The 18,910-nt window shown below is 72.4% G+C and carries 15 protein-coding genes and 1 pseudogene; 4 read left to right on the top strand and 12 right to left on the bottom strand.

Annotated features, from left to right (window positions below):
* Nucleotides 1-19: 19 nt before the first annotated feature.
* Together ACFSL4_RS32555 and ACFSL4_RS32550 are read right to left on the bottom strand one after the other, a co-directional pair.
* Complete coding sequence (locus ACFSL4_RS32555; RefSeq protein WP_381091026.1) at nt 20-1,336, bottom strand: MFS transporter; 1,317 nt, start codon at nt 1,334-1,336, stop codon at nt 20-22.
* Nucleotides 1,333-2,028: a GntR family transcriptional regulator gene (locus ACFSL4_RS32550; protein WP_381091023.1), complete on the bottom strand. Its 696-nt coding sequence runs from the start codon at nt 2,026-2,028 to the stop codon at nt 1,333-1,335. Before ACFSL4_RS32550 ends, ACFSL4_RS32555 begins: the two co-directional genes overlap by 4 nt.
* A gap of 217 nt (nt 2,029-2,245) precedes the next feature.
* On the opposite strand from ACFSL4_RS32550, the gene ACFSL4_RS32545 reads away from it, so the two are divergent.
* Complete coding sequence (locus ACFSL4_RS32545) at nt 2,246-3,127, top strand: D-alanyl-D-alanine carboxypeptidase family protein (RefSeq protein ID WP_381091020.1); 882 nt, start codon at nt 2,246-2,248, stop codon at nt 3,125-3,127.
* Between the two features lie 90 nt (nt 3,128-3,217).
* Here the strand turns inward: ACFSL4_RS32545 and ACFSL4_RS32540 are convergent, their stop codons facing one another.
* From ACFSL4_RS32540 to pdhA, 3 genes are read right to left on the bottom strand one after another with little or no spacing between them, the layout of a single operon-like run.
* Nucleotides 3,218-4,654: a dihydrolipoamide acetyltransferase family protein gene (locus ACFSL4_RS32540; RefSeq protein WP_381091018.1), complete on the bottom strand. Its 1,437-nt coding sequence runs from the start codon at nt 4,652-4,654 to the stop codon at nt 3,218-3,220.
* A 10-nt stretch (nt 4,655-4,664) separates the two neighbouring features.
* Nucleotides 4,665-5,642 carry an alpha-ketoacid dehydrogenase subunit beta gene (locus ACFSL4_RS32535; protein WP_381091015.1) on the bottom strand — a complete coding sequence of 326 codons (978 nt, stop codon included), beginning with the start codon at nt 5,640-5,642 and terminating at the stop codon, nt 4,665-4,667.
* A 1-nt stretch (nt 5,643) separates the two neighbouring features.
* Nucleotides 5,644-6,855, bottom strand: coding sequence for a pyruvate dehydrogenase (acetyl-transferring) E1 component subunit alpha (pdhA, locus tag ACFSL4_RS32530; protein ID WP_381091012.1), 1,212 nt, complete (start codon nt 6,853-6,855; stop codon nt 5,644-5,646).
* 575 nt (nt 6,856-7,430) lie between these two features.
* On the opposite strand from pdhA, the gene ACFSL4_RS32525 reads away from it, so the two are divergent.
* Complete coding sequence (locus ACFSL4_RS32525) at nt 7,431-8,441, top strand: phosphotransferase (RefSeq protein WP_381091057.1); 1,011 nt, start codon at nt 7,431-7,433, stop codon at nt 8,439-8,441.
* Between the two features lie 85 nt (nt 8,442-8,526).
* On the opposite strand, the gene ACFSL4_RS32520 is transcribed toward ACFSL4_RS32525, so the two are convergent.
* Entirely contained in the window at nt 8,527-10,074 is a 1,548-nt protein-coding gene (locus ACFSL4_RS32520; RefSeq protein WP_381091009.1) for a protein kinase domain-containing protein, read from the bottom strand.
* 379 nt (nt 10,075-10,453) lie between these two features.
* Here ACFSL4_RS32520 and ACFSL4_RS32515 point away from each other — a divergent pair, with 379 nt between their 5' ends.
* Nucleotides 10,454-12,085: a protein kinase domain-containing protein gene (locus ACFSL4_RS32515; protein ID WP_381091055.1), complete on the top strand. Its 1,632-nt coding sequence runs from the start codon at nt 10,454-10,456 to the stop codon at nt 12,083-12,085.
* 94 nt (nt 12,086-12,179) lie between these two features.
* Here the strand turns inward: ACFSL4_RS32515 and ACFSL4_RS32510 are convergent, their stop codons facing one another.
* Together ACFSL4_RS32510 and ACFSL4_RS32505 are read right to left on the bottom strand one after the other, a co-directional pair.
* Complete coding sequence (locus tag ACFSL4_RS32510) at nt 12,180-12,725, bottom strand: bacterial proteasome activator family protein (RefSeq protein WP_381091006.1); 546 nt, start codon at nt 12,723-12,725, stop codon at nt 12,180-12,182.
* A gap of 77 nt (nt 12,726-12,802) precedes the next feature.
* Entirely contained in the window at nt 12,803-13,369 is a 567-nt protein-coding gene (locus ACFSL4_RS32505) for a PadR family transcriptional regulator (protein WP_381091003.1), read from the bottom strand.
* 159 nt (nt 13,370-13,528) lie between these two features.
* On the opposite strand from ACFSL4_RS32505, the gene ACFSL4_RS32500 reads away from it, so the two are divergent.
* A complete protein-coding gene (locus ACFSL4_RS32500) occupies nt 13,529-14,473 on the top strand; it encodes a hypothetical protein (RefSeq protein ID WP_381091000.1) in 945 nt (314 codons plus the stop codon).
* Between the two features lie 37 nt (nt 14,474-14,510).
* Here ACFSL4_RS32500 and ACFSL4_RS32495 read toward each other — a convergent pair whose 3' ends face one another.
* The 4 genes and pseudogenes from ACFSL4_RS32495 to ACFSL4_RS32480 all read right to left on the bottom strand — a co-directional run bounded on the left by ACFSL4_RS32495 (nt 14,511) and on the right by ACFSL4_RS32480 (nt 18,859).
* Entirely contained in the window at nt 14,511-15,491 is a 981-nt protein-coding gene (locus tag ACFSL4_RS32495; RefSeq protein ID WP_381090997.1) for an NAD(P)H-quinone oxidoreductase, read from the bottom strand.
* 316 nt (nt 15,492-15,807) lie between these two features.
* Nucleotides 15,808-16,239, bottom strand: a pseudogene (locus tag ACFSL4_RS32490) (Ion channel protein); the annotation flags it as partial.
* Nucleotides 16,240-16,295: 56 nt separating this feature from the next.
* Nucleotides 16,296-17,975 carry a molybdopterin molybdotransferase MoeA gene (locus tag ACFSL4_RS32485; protein WP_381090994.1) on the bottom strand — a complete coding sequence of 560 codons (1,680 nt, stop codon included), beginning with the start codon at nt 17,973-17,975 and terminating at the stop codon, nt 16,296-16,298.
* Complete coding sequence (locus ACFSL4_RS32480) at nt 17,972-18,859, bottom strand: NTP transferase domain-containing protein (RefSeq protein WP_381090992.1); 888 nt, start codon at nt 18,857-18,859, stop codon at nt 17,972-17,974. Before ACFSL4_RS32480 ends, ACFSL4_RS32485 begins: the two co-directional genes overlap by 4 nt.
* Between the last annotated feature and the right edge of the window lie 51 nt (nt 18,860-18,910).

Raw genomic sequence — 18,910 nt, 5'->3', positions numbered from 1 at the left:
CCCAGGCCGGGCCCGGCCGCTACGCCGGTACGTGCACCGTCTCCACCCGGCTCGCCACCAGCCGCTCCCGCTCCCTGCGCGCCGCCTGCTTCCGCAGCCGCAGGATCTGGCTGAGCCCCAGCGTCTGGAGGACGAACACCGCGGAGAAGGCCACGGTGTAGTCGCCGCCCGTGGCGTCCAGCAGCACGCCGACTGCCAGCAGCGTCGTCATGGAGGCGACGAAACCGCCCATGTTGGTGATGCCGGAGGCCGTGCCCTGACGCTCCGGCGGATTCGCCGGGCGCGCGAAGTCGAAGCCGATCATCGAGGCCGGACCGCAGGCGCCGAGCACCACGCACAGCGTGATCAGCAGCCACACCGGCGCGTGCCGGTCCGGGTAGGCGAGCGTGACCGCCCACAGCACCGCCGTCCCGCCGACCGTGCCGAGCACCAGCGGCAGCCGCGCGGCGTGGTGCCGGGCGACGATCTGCCCGTAGACCAGGCCGACGACCATGTTGGACAGGACGACGAGGGTGAGGAGTTCACCGGCCGTCGCCTGCGACAGACCCTGCGCCTGCACGAGGAACGGCAGGCCCCACAGCAGCAGGAACACCATCGCCGGGAACTGCGTGGTGAAGTGCACCCACATGCCGAGGCGCGTGCCCGGCTCCTTCCAGGACGCCACGATCTGGCGCCGCACGTAGGCCGATCCGCGGTGCGGGTACGGCTCCGGCTCGTACCCCTCGGGATGGTCCTTCAGGAAGAGCAGAAGCAGGACGAGCACGACGGCCCCGGCGAGCGTGCTGCCGCCGAACGCCGCCGTCCAGCCCACCCCGTGCAGCAGCCGGGCCAGTACGAGCGTGGAGACCAGGTTGCCCGCCATGCCGACCAGGCCGGCGAGCTGAGCGACCATGGGGCCGCGCCGCGCCGGGAACCAGCGCGCCCCGAGCCGCAGCACGCTGATGAACGTCATCGCGTCACCGCAGCCGAGCAGTGCCCGCGAGGCGAGCGCCATGCCGTACGACGGCGAGAACGCGAACCCCAGCTGGCCGGCCGTGAAGAGGACGGCGCCCATGGCCAGCACCTTCTTGGTGCCGAGCCGGTCCACCAGCAGGCCGACCGGTATCTGCATGCCCGCGTACACGAGGAGCTGGAGGATCGAGAAGGTGGACAGGGCGGACGCGTGGACGTGGAAGCGGTCCACGGCGTCGAGTCCGGCCACGCCCAGCGACGTACGGAAGATGACGGCGACGAAGTAGACCGAGACGCCTATGGCCCACACGGCGACGGCGCGCCGGCCGCCCGGTGGATCACCGGGCAGGGAGACGGCGCGGGAACCGGCGGATCGGGAGGTCATCGCACCTCACCCCGGGCCAGGTGGGAGAACCAGCTGACGTGACGGTGGACGATGTCGACGGCCTCCTCGGCGTCGCCGGAGCGCAGCGCCCCGAGGATCGCCTCGTGCTCGTGGAGCGTCTTGGCGATCCGGTCGGGATGCGAATGCATGACCGCGACGCCCATCCGCAACTGGCGGTCGCGGAGCTGGTCGTACAGGCGGGAGAGGATCTCGTTGCCGCCGCTGCGCACGATCTCGGCGTGGAACGCGCGGTCGGTGGCCGCCGCCCCGGCCAGATCGCCGGCGGCGGCCTGCTGCTTCTGCCGTGCGAGCAGATCCTCCAGACGGGCGATCAGCCCGGGCGGCGCGGGTACGGCCTTGCGCGCCGCGTGCTCCTCGACGAGCTGGCGCGTCTCGACCACGTCCGCGATCTCCTGGGCGGAGACGGGCAGGACGAGGGCGCCCTTCTTCGGGTATAGCCTGATCAGCCCCTCGACCTCCAGCCGGAGCAGCGCCTCGCGCACGGGGGTCCGTGAGACGCCGGCCTCCTCGGCCAGCTCCCCCTCGGTGAGCAGCGTCCCGCCCTCGTAACGGCGCTCCAGGACACCCTTTTTGACGTGCGCGTACACGCGGTCGGCCGCGGGCGGCTGCTTGGCGGGCAGCCTCTCGGAAGCGGAAGCGGAAGCAGGGGCGGCGGACGGCGCTGAAGGCATGCGCACATCATAGATACAACACGTACGCATACCGAGAGGTGTCCGCCATCCGGACCGGCGCACCCCCGTCACATTCGTTGCCGCGACCGCGCATCCATTTGCGCTTCCCGCATGTCTCTCCGAGAGGGCAGTCCGGTCATCCGACCGCCCTCCAGGGGCATGTGGATGCGTTCAGCGCATCCAAGACGCAATCGGAGCGTTCAACTTGATCACCGGTATGAAGAGCGTGCGTGTTCGCAGAGCAGCCGCAGCAGCGGTCACCACCGCAGCCGTGCTCACCGCCGGCGTCCTCACCGCGGCACCCGCGCAGGCCGTCACGAAGCCCTCGATCACCGCCGAGGGCGGGTTCGTGATGAACAACGCCACCGGCAAGAGCCTGTTCACCAAGGCAGCGGACACCAAGCTGTCCACCGGCTCCACCACCAAGATCATGACCGCCAAGGTGGTGCTGTCGCAGCCGAACCTGAACCTGAACGCGAAGGTCACGATCCAGAAGGCGTACAGCGACTACGTCGTCGCGAAGAACGCCTCCCAGGCCCACCTGATCGTCGGCGACAAGGTCACCGTCCGCCAGCTGCTGTACGGGCTGATGCTGCCCTCCGGCTGCGACGCGGCCTACGCCCTCGCGGACAAGTTCGGTTCCGGCTCGACGCGCGCCGCGCGCGTGAAGTCGTTCATCGGCAAGATGAACAGCGCCGCCAAGAGCCTCAAGCTGAAGAACACGCACTTCGACTCGTTCGACGGCATCGGCAACGGCAGCAACTACTCGACGCCCCGCGATCTGACGAAGATCGCGAGCAGCGCCATGAAGAACTCGACCTTCCGCGCGGTCGTGAAGACGAAGTCCACGAAGCAGAAGGTGACCACCAAGAGCGGCGGCTACCGCTACTACAACTGGAGCAACACCAACCCGCTGCTCGGCACCTACAGCGGCGCGATCGGTGTGAAGACGGGCTCCGGCCCGGAGGCCAAGTACTGCCTGGTCTTCGCCGCGACCCGCAAGGGCAAGACGGTCATCGGTACGGTCCTGGCGTCCACGTCGGTGAGCAACCGCACGGCGGACGCGAAGAAGCTGCTGAACTACGGCTTCGCCGTCTGATATCCCGCCCCGCACGGCAGTGCGAAGGGGCCGGCCGCGGACCTCGGGGTCCAGCGGCCGGCCCCTTCGCCGTACCAGGGCTCCTGAGCGCTAGGCCCAGGTGATCAGGCGCTTCGGCCGCTCCAGGACGGCCGCCACGTCCGCGAGGACCTTCGAGCCCAGCTCTCCGTCGACCAGGCGGTGGTCGAAGCTGAGCGCCAGAGTGGTGACCTGGCGCGGCTTGACCTTGCCCTTGTGCACCCACGGCTGGAGCTTGATGGCACCGACCGCGAGGATCGCCGACTCGCCCGGGTTGAGGATCGGCGTCCCGGTGTCGACGCCGAACACGCCCACGTTCGTGATGGTGATCGTGCCGCCCTGCATCGCCGCCGGGGACGTCCTGCCCTCACGGGCGGTGGCCACCAGTTCGCCGAGCGCCTGGGCCAGCTGCGGCAGCGTCTTCTCGTGCGCGTCCTTGATGTTCGGCACGATCAGACCGCGCGGGGTCGCGGCCGCGATGCCCAGGTTCACATAGTGCTTGCGGACGATCTCCTGGTTCGCCTCGTCCCAGGACGCGTTGATGTCCGGGTTCCGCTTCACCGCCACCAACAACGCCTTGGCGATGAGGAGCAGCGGGTTGACGCGCAGACCCTGCAGGTCCTTGTCCTGCTTGAGTTCCTCGACCAGCCGCATCGTGCGGGTCACGTCGACCGTGACGAACTCCGTGACGTGCGGCGCGGTGAACGCCGACCCGGCCACGGCCTGTGCGGTGGCCTTGCGGACTCCCTTGACGGGAACACGGGTCTCACGTCCGCCGTCGTACGTCACCGTCGGCGCCGGCGCCGCGACGGCGGCGGGCGCCTCGGGGGCGGCGGGCGCCCCGGGGGCCGGCGGGGGTGCCACGGCCGCGTGCACGTCCTCACGGGTGATGATCCCGTCCGGACCCGACGGCGTCACCGTCGCCAGGTCGACGCCCAGGTCCTTGGCGAGCTTGCGCACCGGCGGCTTCGCGAGCGGGCGCACCTGCCCGCCGCGGCCGTTCAGGTCGCCCTCGGCCGGCGCGACCGGACGCGGGGGCTGCTCCACGGGCGCCGGAACCGTCTTGCGCGGGCGGCGCTTCGTGGAGGTCTCCGCGACACCGTAGCCGACGAGGACCGGCTTGCGGCCCTCCTGCGCGGGCTTCTCCTCGGCCGCGGGCTCCGGGGCCACGGCCGTCCCGGCGGTCGTGGCCGTCCCGGCGGTCGTGGCCGTCCCGGCGGTCGCGGGCGTCTCCCCGGCGGGGGCAGCCCCTATGACGTCCACCGCGATGATCGGGGTGCCCACGTCCACCGTGGTGCCCTCGGGGAAGTGCAGTTCGCGGACCACCCCGTCGTACGGGATGGGCAGTTCGACGGCCGCCTTCGCCGTCTCCACCTCGCAGACGACCTGCCCGTCGGTGACGGAGTCACCGACCTGCACGTACCACTTGAGGATCTCGGCCTCGGTCAGTCCCTCGCCCACGTCGGGCATCTTGAACTCACGCACGGACGCCTCAGTCATCGTCGTCACGACCCTCTCCTCAGTACGCCAGGGCGCGGTCGACGGCGTCGAGCACCCGGTCCAGCCCCGGCAGGTACTCCTCCTCCAGCCGCGCCGGCGGGTACGGGGCGTGATAGCCGCCCACCCGCAGCACGGGCGCCTCCAGGTGGTAGAAGCACCGCTCTGTGATACGGGCGGCGATCTCCGCGCCCGAGCCGAAGAACACCGGTGCCTCGTGCACCACGACCAGGCGGCGGGTCTTCTCCACCGACGTCTGGAGGGTGTCGAAGTCGAGCGGGGAGACCGAGCGCAGGTCCAGCACCTCCAGGGACTTGCCCTCCTCCTGGGCGGCGGCCGCGACCTCCTGGCAGACCTTCACCATCGGACCGTACGCGGCGAGCGTCAGGTCCGTGCCCTCGCGCACCACGCGCGCCTTGTGCAGGGGTCCGGGGATCGCCTCCGGGTCGACCTCGGCCTTGTCCCAGTACCGCCGCTTCGGCTCGAAGAAGATGACCGGGTCGTCGCTCTGGATCGCCTGCTGCATCATCCAGTAGGCGTCCGACGCGTTCGAGGGAGAGACGATCTTCAGGCCGGCCACGTGCGCGAACAGCGCCTCGGGGGACTCGCTGTGGTGCTCGACCGCCCCGATGCCGCCGCCGTAGGGGATACGGACGACGACGGGGAGCTTGACCGTGCCCAGCGAGCGGGCGTGCATCTTCGCCAGCTGTGTGACGATCTGATCGTATGCCGGGAACACAAAGCCGTCGAACTGGATCTCGACCACCGGGCGGTACCCGCGCAGCGCGAGGCCGATCGCCGTGCCGACGATGCCCGACTCGGCGAGCGGGGTGTCGATGACCCGCTCCTCGCCGAAGTCCTTCTGCAGGCCGTCGGTGACGCGGAAGACGCCGCCGAGCTTGCCCACGTCCTCGCCCATCAGCAGGACCTTGGGGTCCGACTCCAGGGCCTTGCGCAGCGACTCGTTGATCGCCTTGGCGAGCGCCATCTTCTCGGCCATGTCACCGTCCCCCTTCTGCCGCGGCGACGCCGCTGTCGGACTCGGTCGCGAACGACGCCTGGTAGGCGGCGAACTGCGCCCGCTCCTCGTCGACGAGCGCGTGCCCGTCCGCGTACACGTTCTCGAAGATCGCGAAGTGGTCCGGGTCCGGCATGGCGCGGACCGCCTCGCGTACCCGCCTTCCCAACGCCTCGCTCTCCGCCTCGAGTTCCGCGAAGAACCCCTCCTCCGCGTGGTGTGACGCCTCGAGGTAGGCGCGCAGTCGGGCGATCGGGTCCTTCGCCTCCCAGGCGGCCCGCTCGTCGTCGTGGCGGTAGCGGGTCGGGTCGTCCGAGGTGGTGTGGGCGCCCATGCGGTACGTGAACGCCTCGACCAGGGTCGGCCCCTCGCCGTTGCGCGCCCGCTGCAGCGCCCACTTGGTGACGGCCAGGCAGGCCAGGACGTCGTTGCCGTCCACGCGCACGCCGGGGAAGCCGAAGCCCTGCGCGCGCTGGTAGAGCGGCACACGGGTCTGCTTCTCGGTGGGCTCGGAGATCGCCCACTGGTTGTTCTGGCAGAAGAAGACGACCGGGGCGTTGTAGACCGCGGCGAAGGTGAACGACTCCGCGACATCGCCCTGGCTGGAGGCGCCGTCGCCGAAGTACGCGATCACGGCCGAGTCGGCACCGTCCTTGGCGACGCCCATGGCGTAGCCGGTGGCGTGCAGCGTCTGCGAGCCGATGACGATCGTGTAGAGGTGGAAGTTGTTGCTGTTCGGGTCCCAGCCGCCGTTGTTCACACCGCGGAACATGCCGAGCAGATTGGTGGGGTCGACCCCGCGGCACCAGGCGACGCCGTGCTCGCGGTAGGTCGGGAAGACGTAGTCCTCGTCGTCCAGGGCCCGGCCGGAGCCGATCTGGGCGGCCTCCTGGCCGAGCAGGGAGGCCCACAGCCCCAGCTCGCCCTGGCGCTGCAGGGCGGTGGCCTCGGCGTCGAAGCGGCGAGTCAGCACCATGTCCCGGTACAGACCGCGGAGCTGCTCGGGGGTGATGTCCTCGACATACGGGTCGTAGGCGGTGTTCTCGATCCGCAGGCCCTCGGGCGTCAGCAGCTGGACGAGGTCCGGCTGCGATTCCTTCCCGGGAGTCGTGCGGGCGGTGCGCTTGCTGCCGGTGGTGCCGGCCTTTCCGGCGCTGCGTCGCGGCTTGCGCGCGGCAGTGCTCTCCACGGTCACGTGTGCTCCTCCGTCGGTCCGGCGCCCGGGTTCGCCGGGTGCCTGGGGTCCCCTCGGCCCGTTCCGGGCCTTGGGGAGCGGCTCGCCTGCAGCTCACGGACGCACAGGGTGGGTGCGACACGTTCGAGACAGACGTGACAGGTGCCCCGGCGAGCGCCTGCAGAAGGCACGTTACCCAGTGCTCCACATTTCTGTGAAACCCCTCCTGACCTGGGATTTTGCTTGGATTTCCAAGTAAATCGAGTAAGCCGGGAACAGTCGCTGGTCACAGCCTTGCAGGGGGCCGGAACAACGGCACGTTATCCCGCTCACCTGGAGCACGGGAAGACGTCATCCGGTGTGGCGCGGCCGACGCGCCGCCGCCCTCACGGACAGCGCGCCCCCCGCTACGCGCGGCTGATCACACCGCACGCCCCGTGACCGGAACCAACGCTCTGTGACCGGACCGCGCGTCCTGTGATCACGTTCAGGAACGCCATGTGACCGGTTGCGACTTTCTGTCACAAACCGCAGCTCACAGGGCCGTCCGGTGCCTTACCCTCTGCCGCGTGCCGCGCTCATCCGTACCACCCCCCGTGCATCACGCGCCCCCTGTGGGCGCCCTCCTCCGCCAGTACACCGCGGGGTCCCCGCTGGCCTGCGAGCCCGTCGAGCAGGGGCTGCTCAACCGCGGCTACCGGCTCCACACGACGCGCGGCCGCTACTTCCTCAAGCACCACTTCGACCCGGAGACCGCCGCCCCCGCGGCGATCGCCCGCCAGCACCACGCCACCCGGCGGCTGGCCGACCTCGGCGTCCCGGTGGCGCCGCCACTGGCCCGCCGCGACGGCCGCACCGTCGCGGTCGTCGGCGGCCACGCGTACGCCCTGTACCCGTGGGTCGACGGACGGCACCGGCACGGCGGCCAGCTCACGACGGAGCAGTGCGGACGGCTGGGGGCGCTCCTGGGGGTGGTGCACGCGAGCCTGGAGCGGGTCATGTCGTGCTCCCGAGCCCGGTCCGCGCCCGGCGCGCGCTCCCGGAGTGCCGATCCCGCCGACACCTTCGCGCTCATCGACGCCCTGCTGCGCCGGGTGCGCGGGCACCGGCCCGCCGACGCCTTCGACGAACTGGCCCGGCACCGTCTGCTGGAGCGGCGTGCACTGCTGCGGCGGCACGCGCACCGGCGGCCGCCGCGCGGTGGCCCGGTGGGGTGGGTGCACGGCGACTTCCACCCCTTCAACCTGCTCTACCGGGGGGACACGCACGCCGCGATCGTCGACTGGGACCGGCTCGGCGTGCAGCCCCGCGCGGAGGAGGCGGTACGGGCCGCGGCGATCTTCTTCGTACGCCCCGTCGGCGCGCTCGACCTCGCGAAGGTACGGTCCTACGCGCGCGCGTACCGCCGTGCCGCGGGCGCCACGCCCTGCGAACTCACCGCCGCCGTCCACCGGGTGTGGTGGGAGCGGCTCAACGACTTCTGGATGCTGCGCTGGCGCTACGAGCGCGGCGACACCCGCGCGGACTCCCAGTTCCCGGCGGCCTCGGCCCTGGCCGTGTGGTGGACGCGCGAGTACGAGGCGGTGTGCGAGGCGTTCACCCGCTGAGCCCGGGCGCGGACCCGGCCCCGCAGCCGGGGCGCACCCGCACCGCGCGCGTGGAGGCCGTTGCGGCGCGGCCCGTGCCGCACCATCAGGGGAACTGCGAGCCGCCCGTGGTGGCGGGCGCCGACGACGGGTCGGGGCCGCCGCCCGTGGGCGAGTCCGTCGGCTGGTCCGTGGGCGCCGTCTGCGTCGGCTGTTCGGTCGGCTGGTCCGGCGTCGTGGACGGCTCGGCCGGCGGCTCGCTGTAGCTCTGGGACGGCGTGTACGAGGGCGTGTACTCCGACCCGCCGCCCGTGCCCGCACTGTCACTCGGGGACGACTCGGTGGCCTGGTCCGTCGGCGTCTCGTCGGCCTGCGTGTTCTCCTGGGACCTCGTGGGGGTCGGCGACTGCGTGGTGCCCGGGCCTGAGCCCGTCCCGCGGGTGTTGTTGAGCGCAAGCGCGACGCCCGCCGCGATGGCGATGACCGCGAAGACCGCGAGGACCCACAACTTGCCCCGGCCACTGCCCCGGTTGCCGTACCCCTCGAAGCCTCCGTCGTCCCCGGAGCCGTAGCCCGCGGGCAGGATCGGCTGCGGGATCTGGGTGGTTCCCGAGAAACCCGCGGGGTGCGGCAGCGCCGTCGTGCCGGCGAAGCCCGCCGCCGGCGTGTGCCGGCCGTCGTGCATCTTCACGGGCCCGGTGTTCCAGGTGCCGGTGTGGCCGCCCTGGTCGTACAGCATCTGCAGCGCGTACTGGACCAGCCCGCGCATCTCCTCGGCGGTCTGGAACCGGTCGTCCGGCTCTTTCGCGAGCGAGCGCATCACCAGGCCGTCCAGCTCGGGCGGACACCCGTCCGAGGTCTGGGACGGCGGCACCGGGATGTCCTGGACGTGCTGGTACACCACGGACAGCGGCGTCTCGCCCACGAACGGGGGCCGCAGCGCGAGCAGTTCGTACAGCAGACAGCCCGTCGCATACAGGTCGGAGCGGTGGTCGACGGCCTTGCCGAGCGCCTGTTCCGGGGAGAGGTACTGCGGCGTGCCCATGACCATGCCGGTCTGCGTCATCGTGGTGGACGCCCCGTGCAGGGCGCGCGCGATGCCGAAGTCCATCACCTTCACGGCGCCGTTGTCGGTGATGATGACGTTCGCCGGCTTGATGTCGCGGTGCACGATGCCGTGCTGGTGCGAGTAGGCCAGCGCTTCCAGGACGCCCGAGACGATGATGAGGGCCTGCTCGGGTCCGGGCGCCTCGGCGTTGATCAGCAGATCGCGGATCGTACGGCCCTCGACCAGCTCCATCACGATGTACGGCACCGACTGGCCGCCCACATGGTCCTCGCCCGAGTCGTACACGGCGACGATCGCATGGTGGTTGAGCCCGGCCACCGACTGGGCCTCGCGCGTGAACCGGGCCTTGGAGACCGGGTCCTCGGCGAGGTCGGACCGCAGCAGCTTGACCGCGACCGTCCGGCCCAGACGCACATCCTCCGCGGCGAACACCTCGGCCATGCCGCCCCGGCCGAGTCTGCGGGTCAGCCGGTACCGACCGTCCCCGACAAGTCCGCCGTTGCCCCACGTCTCCGGCGCGTCCGACATCCCGCCGCCAGTCGCCTCGGGGTCGGACGGGCCCTGGGCGCGCTGCGTCTGTGCCATCGGTCCTCGCCGTCGTTTCTGCCCGCGGTCCGCGCGGTGGTTGGTACGGTCTCCGACGGACCACGCTACAGGCTTCGCGCGAGGCTCCGTTCCGGGAAGGGGGCGAGACGAACGGGCCGTCAAACGCTGTGCTGCGTCCCGCGTGCGAATCCTGTGTACCGGCGGTACGTGCCCTGTAACGCTTCCGCGACGCTTCTTTCGCGTACGGTCACGGAACGGGCACCGCGCTTGACGTGTCACTGTCCTGGGGCAGACTTGGCCGGGAATAGGCCAGTCGATCACGGAACCTCGCTGTCGATCGCCGAAGCCACGGGACATGGATCACGGACCGCGGGAGCACGATCAGCCGCTGCCGCCGCGCCGATGGGGGACGCAGAAGATGAGCCAGGACGGCGCACAGGGCTGGTATGCGGGGCGACCAGTCGCCGGCGGCCGCTACCAGTTGCGCGACTTGCTCGGCGAAGGCGGCATGGCCTCGGTGCATCTCGCGTACGACACGGTGCTCGACCGTCAGGTCGCGATCAAGACACTCCACACCGAGCTGGGCCGTGAGCAGGCGTTCCGGGAGCGGTTCCGCCGCGAGGCGCAGTCCGTGGCAAAGCTCACGCACACGAACATCGTCTCGGTCTTCGACACCGGCGAGGACGAGATCGACGGGACGACGACCCCGTACATCGTCATGGAGTACATCGAGGGCAAGCCGCTCGGCTCCGTCCTCGACGCGGACATCCGGCAGTACGGCGCGATGCCGGCGGACAAGGCGCTGAAGGTCACCGCGGACGTGCTGGCGGCCCTGGAGATCAGCCATGAAATGGGCCTGGTCCACCGGGACATCAAGCCGGGCAATGTGATGGTGACGAAGCGGAACGTCGTCAAGGTGATGGACTTCGGCATCGCCCGCGCCATGCAGTCCGGCGTCACCTCGATGACCCAGACGGGCATGGTGGTCGGCACACCGCAGTACCTGTCGCCGGAGCAGGCCCTCGGACGAGGGGTGGACGCGCGCTCCGACCTGTACTCGGTCGGCATCATGCTCTTCCAACTCGTCACCGGACGGCTGCCGTTCGAGGCCGACTCGCCGCTGGCGATCGCATACGCACACGTGCAGGAGGAGCCGGTCGCCCCCTCCTCGGTCAACCGTTCGCTGCCGCCCGCGGTGGACGCGCTCGTCGCCCGCGCGCTGAAGAAGAACCCGAACGAGCGGTTCCCGAGCGCCGAGGCGATGCGCGACGAGTGCCTGCGCGTGGCGGCGTCCTTCACAGCCGCCACACCGAGCATCGTGCCGGGAGCGCAGACGTCGAGCGGCGCCGGGGTGAGCTCCGCGGTCTTCCCGCCGGTCGACCAGTCGGCGTCGGCCCCGCCCGGGCCCGTGCAGACGCCCTACCAGCCCGGCCCGTACGGCAACCCGACGCCCGTGCCGCCCCAGTCGCCCGCGTACGGCTACCCGCAGCAGGTCGGCTACCCGACGCCGCAGCCGACCGCCGCGTACGCCCCCCAGCATGCCGCGGCGACCCCGCCGCCGTACAACATCACCCCGCAGTCCCCGGCCCCCGCGACCGGCGGCTCGGGCGGGAAGAACAACCGCGCCGTGATCATCGGTTCGATCGTGGTCGCGCTGGCCGCGGTCGGCGGTCTGATCACCGCGCTGTCGCTGAACGGCAACGGCGGCGGCTCCGGGGGCGGCAGCAGCCCCAGCGCCTCCGCCTCGGCGGTCGCGGGTCACAAGGGCCCGGACACCACGAAGACCATCGAGACGACGAAGTGCACGGAGCCGGACGTGTCGTACAACGACCCGAAGAAGATCCGGGTCCCGGACTTCACCTACAAGTACCTCGGCTCGGTGAAGAGCTGCTTCCAGGCGGCGGGATGGCAGATGAAGGTCACCTCCGTCGACGAGAACACCTGGGGCCAGGACATGATCACGGACCAGTTCCCGTCGGCCGGTACGGACGTCGACCCGAAGGACATGCCGGAGATCGAACTCAAGGTGTCGACCGGCAACCCCTCCTGAGCCGCACCTGATCCCACGATGCGCGGGGCCCGGCACCTCGGAGGTGCCGGGCCCCGCGCACGACCGGCCGGGCTCTACAAGTAGGGGCCGCCCGCTACAGGTACGGGCCGCCCGTGCGGCCGCCCGCGCGGCGGTCCTCCTCGCCCTCGGGCACCCCTACGCCCGGAGGGAGGGCGCGGCGCATCTGCTCCAGTTGGGCCCGCGCCGCCATCTGCTGGGCGAACAGGGTGGTCTGGATCCCGTGGAAGAGTCCCTCCAGCCAGCCGACCAACTGGGCCTGGGCAATGCGAAGTTCCGCGTCGCTCGGGATCGTCTCGTCGGTGAAGGGCAGGGAGATCCGCTCAAGCTCCTCGACGAGTTCGGGGGCGAGACCGTCCTCCAGCTCCTTCACCGAGCTGGCGTGGATCTCCTTCAGGCGCTGACGGCTCGCCTCGTCGAGAGGAGCGGCACGCACCTCCTCCAGCAACTGCTTGATCATGCTGCCGATGCGCATGACCTTCGCGGGCTGCTCCACCTGCTCCGTCACCGGGACCTCGCGGGAGTCGTCATCTCCGGTGCCGCCGAGAGCCATCCCGTCCTGGCCCACGACCAGGATCTTCTGGGGGTTCTCCGACGACCTTTCGTTCCTCGGCATCTCCATGGCGTCATTGTCTCGCACCCGACTACCGCATCACCCGGACGCCCCCACCGGAAGCGCTCCACGGGTGTCCGTCGGCCTCAGGCGAGCTGCGGAGGGGGTTGCGCCGCCGCGGTCCCGGCGAGGCGCTGCAGTCTCACCACGCAGTGGTCGAGCCAGAGAAGTTCGGCCTCGGTGTGCAGCACCCGCTGTTCCAGGACGAGCAGCCGGGCGACCTCGTCCTGATGGGCGGGCGGCTCGGCGAGGGCCTCGCACCGCAGCCGGGTGTACTCCCGCAGCGCCTCCCTCAGATGCCGGCGCTGTACGTCGACCACGGCCCGTACGTCGACCCCGGACGCCCCGAAGGCCATGGCCAGCTTGATCACCAGCTCGTCGCGCGGCGGCCCCGTGCGTTCCACCGGACGGGCGTACCAGGCGCGCACCTCGCCCCGCCCTGCGTCGCTGATCGCGTACACCACGCGCCCCTTCGGATCCCGGCCCTGCTGGACGACCAGCCCGTCGCGCTCCAGTCGCGCCAGGGCCGTGCAGACCTGCCCGACGTCCAGTCTCCACACTGCTCCGGTCCGCGCCTCCAGCTCGGCGCGCAGCCTGGCGCCGTGGCGGGGACCCCGCTCCAGCAGCGCCAGCAGACCGTGGCGTATCGACATGCCGGTATCTGTAGCGGGTCGAGCGGGGGAGTGCCAGCCGGGGCCGCCTACGTGGCGGCGCGGACGCGCCGGGCCGGCGGCCGAGATGCCGGGCGCCGCAGTCCGTGTGACGCTTGTGCCGTTGATCTTGCCGCCCGATCACCGGAGGGGGTCACGCGCTTGACGTCATGGCTCCGCACACCGACCACGGCCCGCACGCTCCGTGCGGCCGTCCTGCCGCCGGTCCTCACGACGACGGCCGTCTTCGGCGCGTTCGGCATATCCACCGCGTACGGGATCGGGCCCGGTCACGGACTCCGGCCCGCCCCGTACGCCGTCGCCTCCACGGACACCGCCCCGTCCGGCCAATCCCCTCCGTCCGGCCGGCCCGCCCAGACCCGTCACGCCGTTCAGCCGACCGACACCCCAAGGCCCCCGTACGCGGCCGGTCCGCTCGCCGGTCCCGTCGCCGGTCCACTCGCCGGTCCCTTCCGCCGCGCGGCCGCACCGCGGGCGGACATCACCCGGGTCGCGCACGAGCCGAAGCGCCGCACCGCACCCCCGGCCCCTTCGCCCGGCTCCCGGCACGCGACGCCCGCCAGGGCACCGTCCGGTGACCCCGGCCACCGGGACCCCGCCCGGCACCCGCGGATATCCCACCCGGGGCACACCACGTCGGGCTCCCCCAGAAATCGTTCCGCGGCGGAGCGCTCCGGCCGGGAGCGCTCCGCCGCCCGCCCGTCCGTCTCCCGGCCCTCGGTCGGCCCCTCCAGCGCCGGAAGCCGGGCCGGAGAGGGACGGGTGCGGCCCGGGAGACCGGACCCCGAACCCGAGAACGCGGAGGACGAGCCGGCGTACACCGACGAGGATCCGACGATCCCGGACCGGGCGCCGGAACCGACGGACCGCGGCACCGAGGCACCGGATCCGGGCATCGACGCCTCCACCGGTCCGGCCGGCCCCGCGGCGACCTCCCCGACCTCCCGCCCGCACTCCGCCGGCCCCGCCCGGCAGGCCGCCGCCTCGCAACCCGTGGTGGAGACACTGCCCCTCGGCAGCGGCCTGATCCTCGTCGGTCTCGGCCTCGCGATCGCGCTCCTCGCCCTGCGGCTGCGCCGGGAGTAGCCGAAGCCCCCGTGGCACCCACGCGACAGCGGCACGCTCAGGGCACCACCAGCAGCACCTTCCCGATGTGCCCGCTCTCGTCCAGCACCCGGTGGGCCGTGGCCGCGTCGCTCATCGGCAGTTCGCGGTCGACGACCGGGCGGACATGCCCGGAGCCGATCAACGGCCACACGTGTTCCCGTACCGCCGCCACGATCGACGTCTTCTCACCCAGCGGCCGCGCCCGCAGCGAGGTCGCGGTGATCGCCGCCTGCTTCCGCAGCAGCGTGTTGATGTTCAGCTCGCCCTTCACCCCGCCCTGCAGGCCGATGATCGCGAGCCGGCCGTTCACCGCGAGCGCCCGCACATTGCGGTCCAGGTACTTCGCGCCCATGTTGTCGAGGATGACGTCCGCGCCCGCCCCCGCCGTGGCCTGCCGGATCTCCTCCACGAAGTCCTGCTCGCGGTAGTTGATCAGCACGTCCGCGCCCAGTTCGGCGCAGTGGTCCAGCTTCTCCTTGCTGCCGGCCGTGACCGCGACCTTCGCGCCCACCGCCTTGGCCAGCTGGATCGCCATCGTGCCGATGCCGCTGGACCCGCCGTGCACGAGCAGCGTCTCACCCGGCCGCAGGTGGGCGACCATGAACACGTTCGACCAGACCGTGCAGGTCACCTCGGGCAGCGCCGCCGCCTGCCGCACATCGATGCCCTCGGGCACGGGCAGCAGCTGCCCGGCCGGGACGGCGGCCTTCTCGGCATACCCGCCGCCCGCCAGCAGCGCGCACACCTCGTCGCCGACGGCCCATCCCGAGACACCGGGGCCGAGCGCGGCGATCCGCCCGGAGCATTCGAGCCCGGGGTACGGGGACGCACCGGGCGGCGGGCTGTAGAGGCCCTGCCGCTGGAGGAGGTCGGCGCGGTTGACGGCACTGGCCACCACGTCGACGAGCACCTCGCCCTCGGCGGGTACGGGATCGGGGACCTCGGCCCACACCAACGCCTCGGGTCCGCCCGGTTCGGGGATGCTGATCGCATGCATGGGACCGACGCTACCGTTCCTCTGGGCTGAGCAGGAGTGAGCCCCGTCAGCCGCACGCCCCGGACGGTCCTGAGCCCGCGGGTCCCCGGCCCTGAGCCCGCGGGTCCCCGGCCCTGAGCCCACGGGTCCCCGGCGTGCTCGGCGTCGCCGGGTGCTCTGCGGCGCGGGCGCCGCGCGGGCTGGTCGAGTGGTGCGCAGCCGTACGACGACCGGATGCCGGCCCGGCGGGCGGCGGTGAGGGAACGCTGCCCTCACGGTAAACCGGGAGCGGTCCGAGCGCGCATGGTGCCCGGGGCAACTCCGCGTCGCTGCCGTCTCAGTCCCGTGGCAGCGGACGGCTGTGCGGCGTCATCTGTGTGCCCGGCGAGGCCCGCACGATCGTGATCAGCCGGTCCGTCAGCTGGAGCGTGCCGACGGCCGGATCGTCGTGGCCGAGGACCCGCTGCCCGCGCAGCACACTCACCACGAGGTCGTCCGTCTCCCGCACCCCGTGCCCCGCCCCGGCCTCGGTGACCGGCCGCTCGACGAGGTCGAGCCCGCTGCCCTGGCGGATGAGGTCCTCCGTCACCATGCCGACGGCCGGGCTGAGCACGGAGAGGCCGAGGAGCCGCCCGGCGGCACTGGCACCGGTGATCACCACGTCGGCGCCGGACTGCCGCAGCAGCGGAGCGTTCTCCTTCTCCCGCACCGCCGCCACGATCTTCGCCGCACGGTTGAGCCGGTGTTCGTCCGGCTGGCGGGCGATCACGTCCCGGCCCGGAAGTTTCACGTGAAACACTCCCCGTCCCTGCTCACCCTGCCCGGCTACCCGGCCACCCCCCAGGGAAGGTCCAGGAGTTCCAGCTCCTGACCGGAGTGGCCGCCCCCCGGCGGTACCACGGCGAGGGCATCGGCGGCGGCGATGCCCCTCAGCATGGCGGGCCCGTTGTAGTGCAACGGCACGACCCTGTCGGCCCCCACGACGACGGGGATGAGCCTGGTGTCGTGCGGGTGACCGTGGGCGGAGCTCTCCACGGGCAGCGCATACGGCTCCGGCGCCGCCCGGCCCGCGAGGACGCGCAGCAGCGGTTCGGCGAGCGTGAGCAGCCCGGAGACGGCCGCGAGGGGGTTGCCGGGCAGTCCGACGAGGTGCTGGTCCTCGCGGGTGCGGGCGAGGAGCATGGGGTGGCCCGGTCGCACCTTCACGCCGTCGACCAGCAGTTCCGCGCCGACGCGGCGCAGGATGGGGTGAACGTGGTCCACGGGCCCCGAGGCCGTGCCGCCGGTGGTGACGATCAGGTCGGCGTCGGACGTCCTCACCGCGTCGAACAGCGCCTCGGCGTCGTCGCCGAGCCGGCGCACGGCCACCACCTCCGCCCCGAGCGCGTGCAGCCACGGCGGCAGCATCGGGCCGAGGGCGTCCCGGATCAGCCCGTCCTTGGGCAGACCCTCGGTGAGCAACTCGTCCCCCAGGATGAGGACGTCGACGCGGGGGCGGGGCACCACGCGCAGGGTGTCGTACCCGGCGGCCGCGGCGAGCCCGAGCACCGCCGGGGAGACCTGGACGCCCGGGGGCAGCAACTGGTCGCCGGCGTGACATTCCTGGCCCCGCGGCCGGATGTCCTGCCCGGGTACGACGGCGGGGGTCCCCCCTGCTCGGGCGGAGCCGGGAGCTTGGGGGACGGCGGCATGCAGCCGCCCCTTGTCGTCGATGCGTCCGTGCTCGCTGCGCAGGACGGCGGTGGTGTCCGCGGGGACGCGGGCACCGGTGGCGATCCGCACGGCGGCGCCGTCGGTGAGCGCCGTCGGCTCCGCCTGCCCGGCGAGGATGCCCTCCTCCCGCACGTCCCAGGGTCCGGGGCCGGCGACCGCCCAGCCGTCCATGGCCGAGCTGTCGAAGGACGGAAGATCGGTGAGGGCGGTGAGCGGTGCGGCGAGCACCAGGCCGAGGGCGGCCTCGGGGGGAACGTCCACGGGCTCCCGACGTGGTGCGGAGAGCGCGGCTCGTTCGGCGATCGCGCGGGCATCGGGCCAGGAGGTCGCCCGGTGGCGGGCGTGGTGGCCCGGGCCGGGCGGGGCGGAGGCAGCCGTGGGGGAAGGACCGGCGTCCGCCGGGCCGTGGTCCGGGACGGGGACCTGGGCGCCGGGGTCGCGCCGCGAACGGGGCCCTGAATGGGTGGCGTGCGGGTCCGGGTCCCGCACCAGGGCCAGGGCCTCTTCCAGGTCCAGGTCGTGCCGGTCCAGGTCGTGCCGGTCCACGTCGTCCCGGTCCACGTCGCCCCGGTCCACGTCGTCCCGGTCCACGTCGTGCCGGTCCACGTCGTTTCGTTCGGCGCCGTGCCGGCCCCCGCCGTCCCGTTCACCGCCGCGCGGGTCCCCGGGTCCGCGAGCGGGCCGGGCCTCCCGCGGGCCGTCGCGCCGACCGCTGTCATCGGCCACGCCCGGTGCCTCCTTCTCGTCGCGGTCCTCGGTGTCCAGGCGTCCCCGGACGCCCCGCCCGGTCATCCGGCGTCCGGCTCGGCCGGGGCGGTGTCCTCATCCGCCCAGCGCAGGGCCAGCGCGGCCGCCTTGCGGGCGGCCTCGGCGACCGCCTCCGGCCCGCCCTCGGCCCGCGCGGCGGCGTAGCCGACGAGGAACGTCGTCAGCGGGGCCGCGGGGCGGGCGACACCGTGCGCGGCGTCGCGAGCGAGGTCGAGGAGGACGCCGGTGTCGACATCGAGATCGATGCCCAGCTCGTCCTTGACTGCGGAAATCCATTCATCCAACACGTGCCCATGCTCCCTGATGCGTGATCGGGCGGTGGCGATGTCGTCCCAGGTGTCGCAGTCGAAGGACGCGACGGGATCGGAGATACGGGTGAGGCCGAGCCGCGCGAGCAGGCGGCGCAGCGGGAGACCGGTGAGCCCGGCGTGCTCGCTGGACAGCCGCTCCAGCTCGCGGCGCAGCGCAGCGCTGCGGTAGGCGGCGACGAGAGGCTGGTCGCGGCCCTCGGTGTCGGTGAGCACCACGCCGTCGGACCCGCTCGCCAGGAGGGCGCCCAGCAGTCGGCGTACCGTTCCCTCCTCCAGAAACGGCAGATCGGCGGAGAGCACGACGACGTACGCCGCCGTGGTCCGCCTCAGGCCCGCGTCGAGCGCGGCGACCGGTCCCGCGCCGGGAGGCTCCTCCCGGGCCCAGGCCACGGGGCGCGCGATGGGCCGGGGATCGGCCACGACGACCGTGCCGGCCGCGCCTGCGCAGGCCGTCAGCACGCGGTCCAGCAGCGCCCGCCCACCCACGCGCACGCCAGGTTTGTCGACCCCGCCGAGCCGCCGGGCGGCACCGCCGGCGAGCACGACGGCGTCGTACCGGTCGGCGCGGGGGTCGCCGAGCGACTTGTACGCGGTCATGTACCCGAGTATGGGCGCCGCGCGGATCATTGCCACCCCCGGGGGGCGCGG

The sequence above is a fragment of the Streptomyces caeni genome (genome assembly GCF_042678285.1).
Lineage (GTDB): Bacteria > Actinomycetota > Actinomycetes > Streptomycetales > Streptomycetaceae > Streptomyces > Streptomyces caeni.
Note: the sequence above shows the minus strand (reverse complement) of the source record. Positions and strands in the feature narration are given on the sequence as shown.

Excerpts from the sequence above, each read along its gene's own strand:
- ACFSL4_RS32555 (WP_381091026.1), bottom strand. The coding sequence starts at position 1,336 with ATGACCTCCCGATCCGCCGGTTCCCGCGCCGTCTCCCTGCCCGGTGAT.
- ACFSL4_RS32550 (WP_381091023.1), bottom strand. The coding sequence starts at position 2,028 with ATGCCTTCAGCGCCGTCCGCCGCCCCTGCTTCCGCTTCCGCTTCCGAG.
- ACFSL4_RS32545 (WP_381091020.1), top strand. The coding sequence starts at position 2,246 with ATGAAGAGCGTGCGTGTTCGCAGAGCAGCCGCAGCAGCGGTCACCACC.
- ACFSL4_RS32535 (WP_381091015.1), bottom strand. The coding sequence starts at position 5,642 with ATGGCCGAGAAGATGGCGCTCGCCAAGGCGATCAACGAGTCGCTGCGC.
- ACFSL4_RS32520 (WP_381091009.1), bottom strand. The coding sequence starts at position 10,074 with ATGGCACAGACGCAGCGCGCCCAGGGCCCGTCCGACCCCGAGGCGACT.
- ACFSL4_RS32515 (WP_381091055.1), top strand. The coding sequence starts at position 10,454 with ATGAGCCAGGACGGCGCACAGGGCTGGTATGCGGGGCGACCAGTCGCC.
- ACFSL4_RS32510 (WP_381091006.1), bottom strand. The coding sequence starts at position 12,725 with ATGGAGATGCCGAGGAACGAAAGGTCGTCGGAGAACCCCCAGAAGATC.
- ACFSL4_RS32505 (WP_381091003.1), bottom strand. The coding sequence starts at position 13,369 with ATGTCGATACGCCACGGTCTGCTGGCGCTGCTGGAGCGGGGTCCCCGC.
- ACFSL4_RS32495 (WP_381090997.1), bottom strand. The coding sequence starts at position 15,491 with ATGCATGCGATCAGCATCCCCGAACCGGGCGGACCCGAGGCGTTGGTG.
- ACFSL4_RS32485 (WP_381090994.1), bottom strand. The coding sequence starts at position 17,975 with ATGACCGGGCGGGGCGTCCGGGGACGCCTGGACACCGAGGACCGCGAC.
- ACFSL4_RS32480 (WP_381090992.1), bottom strand. The coding sequence starts at position 18,859 with ATGACCGCGTACAAGTCGCTCGGCGACCCCCGCGCCGACCGGTACGAC.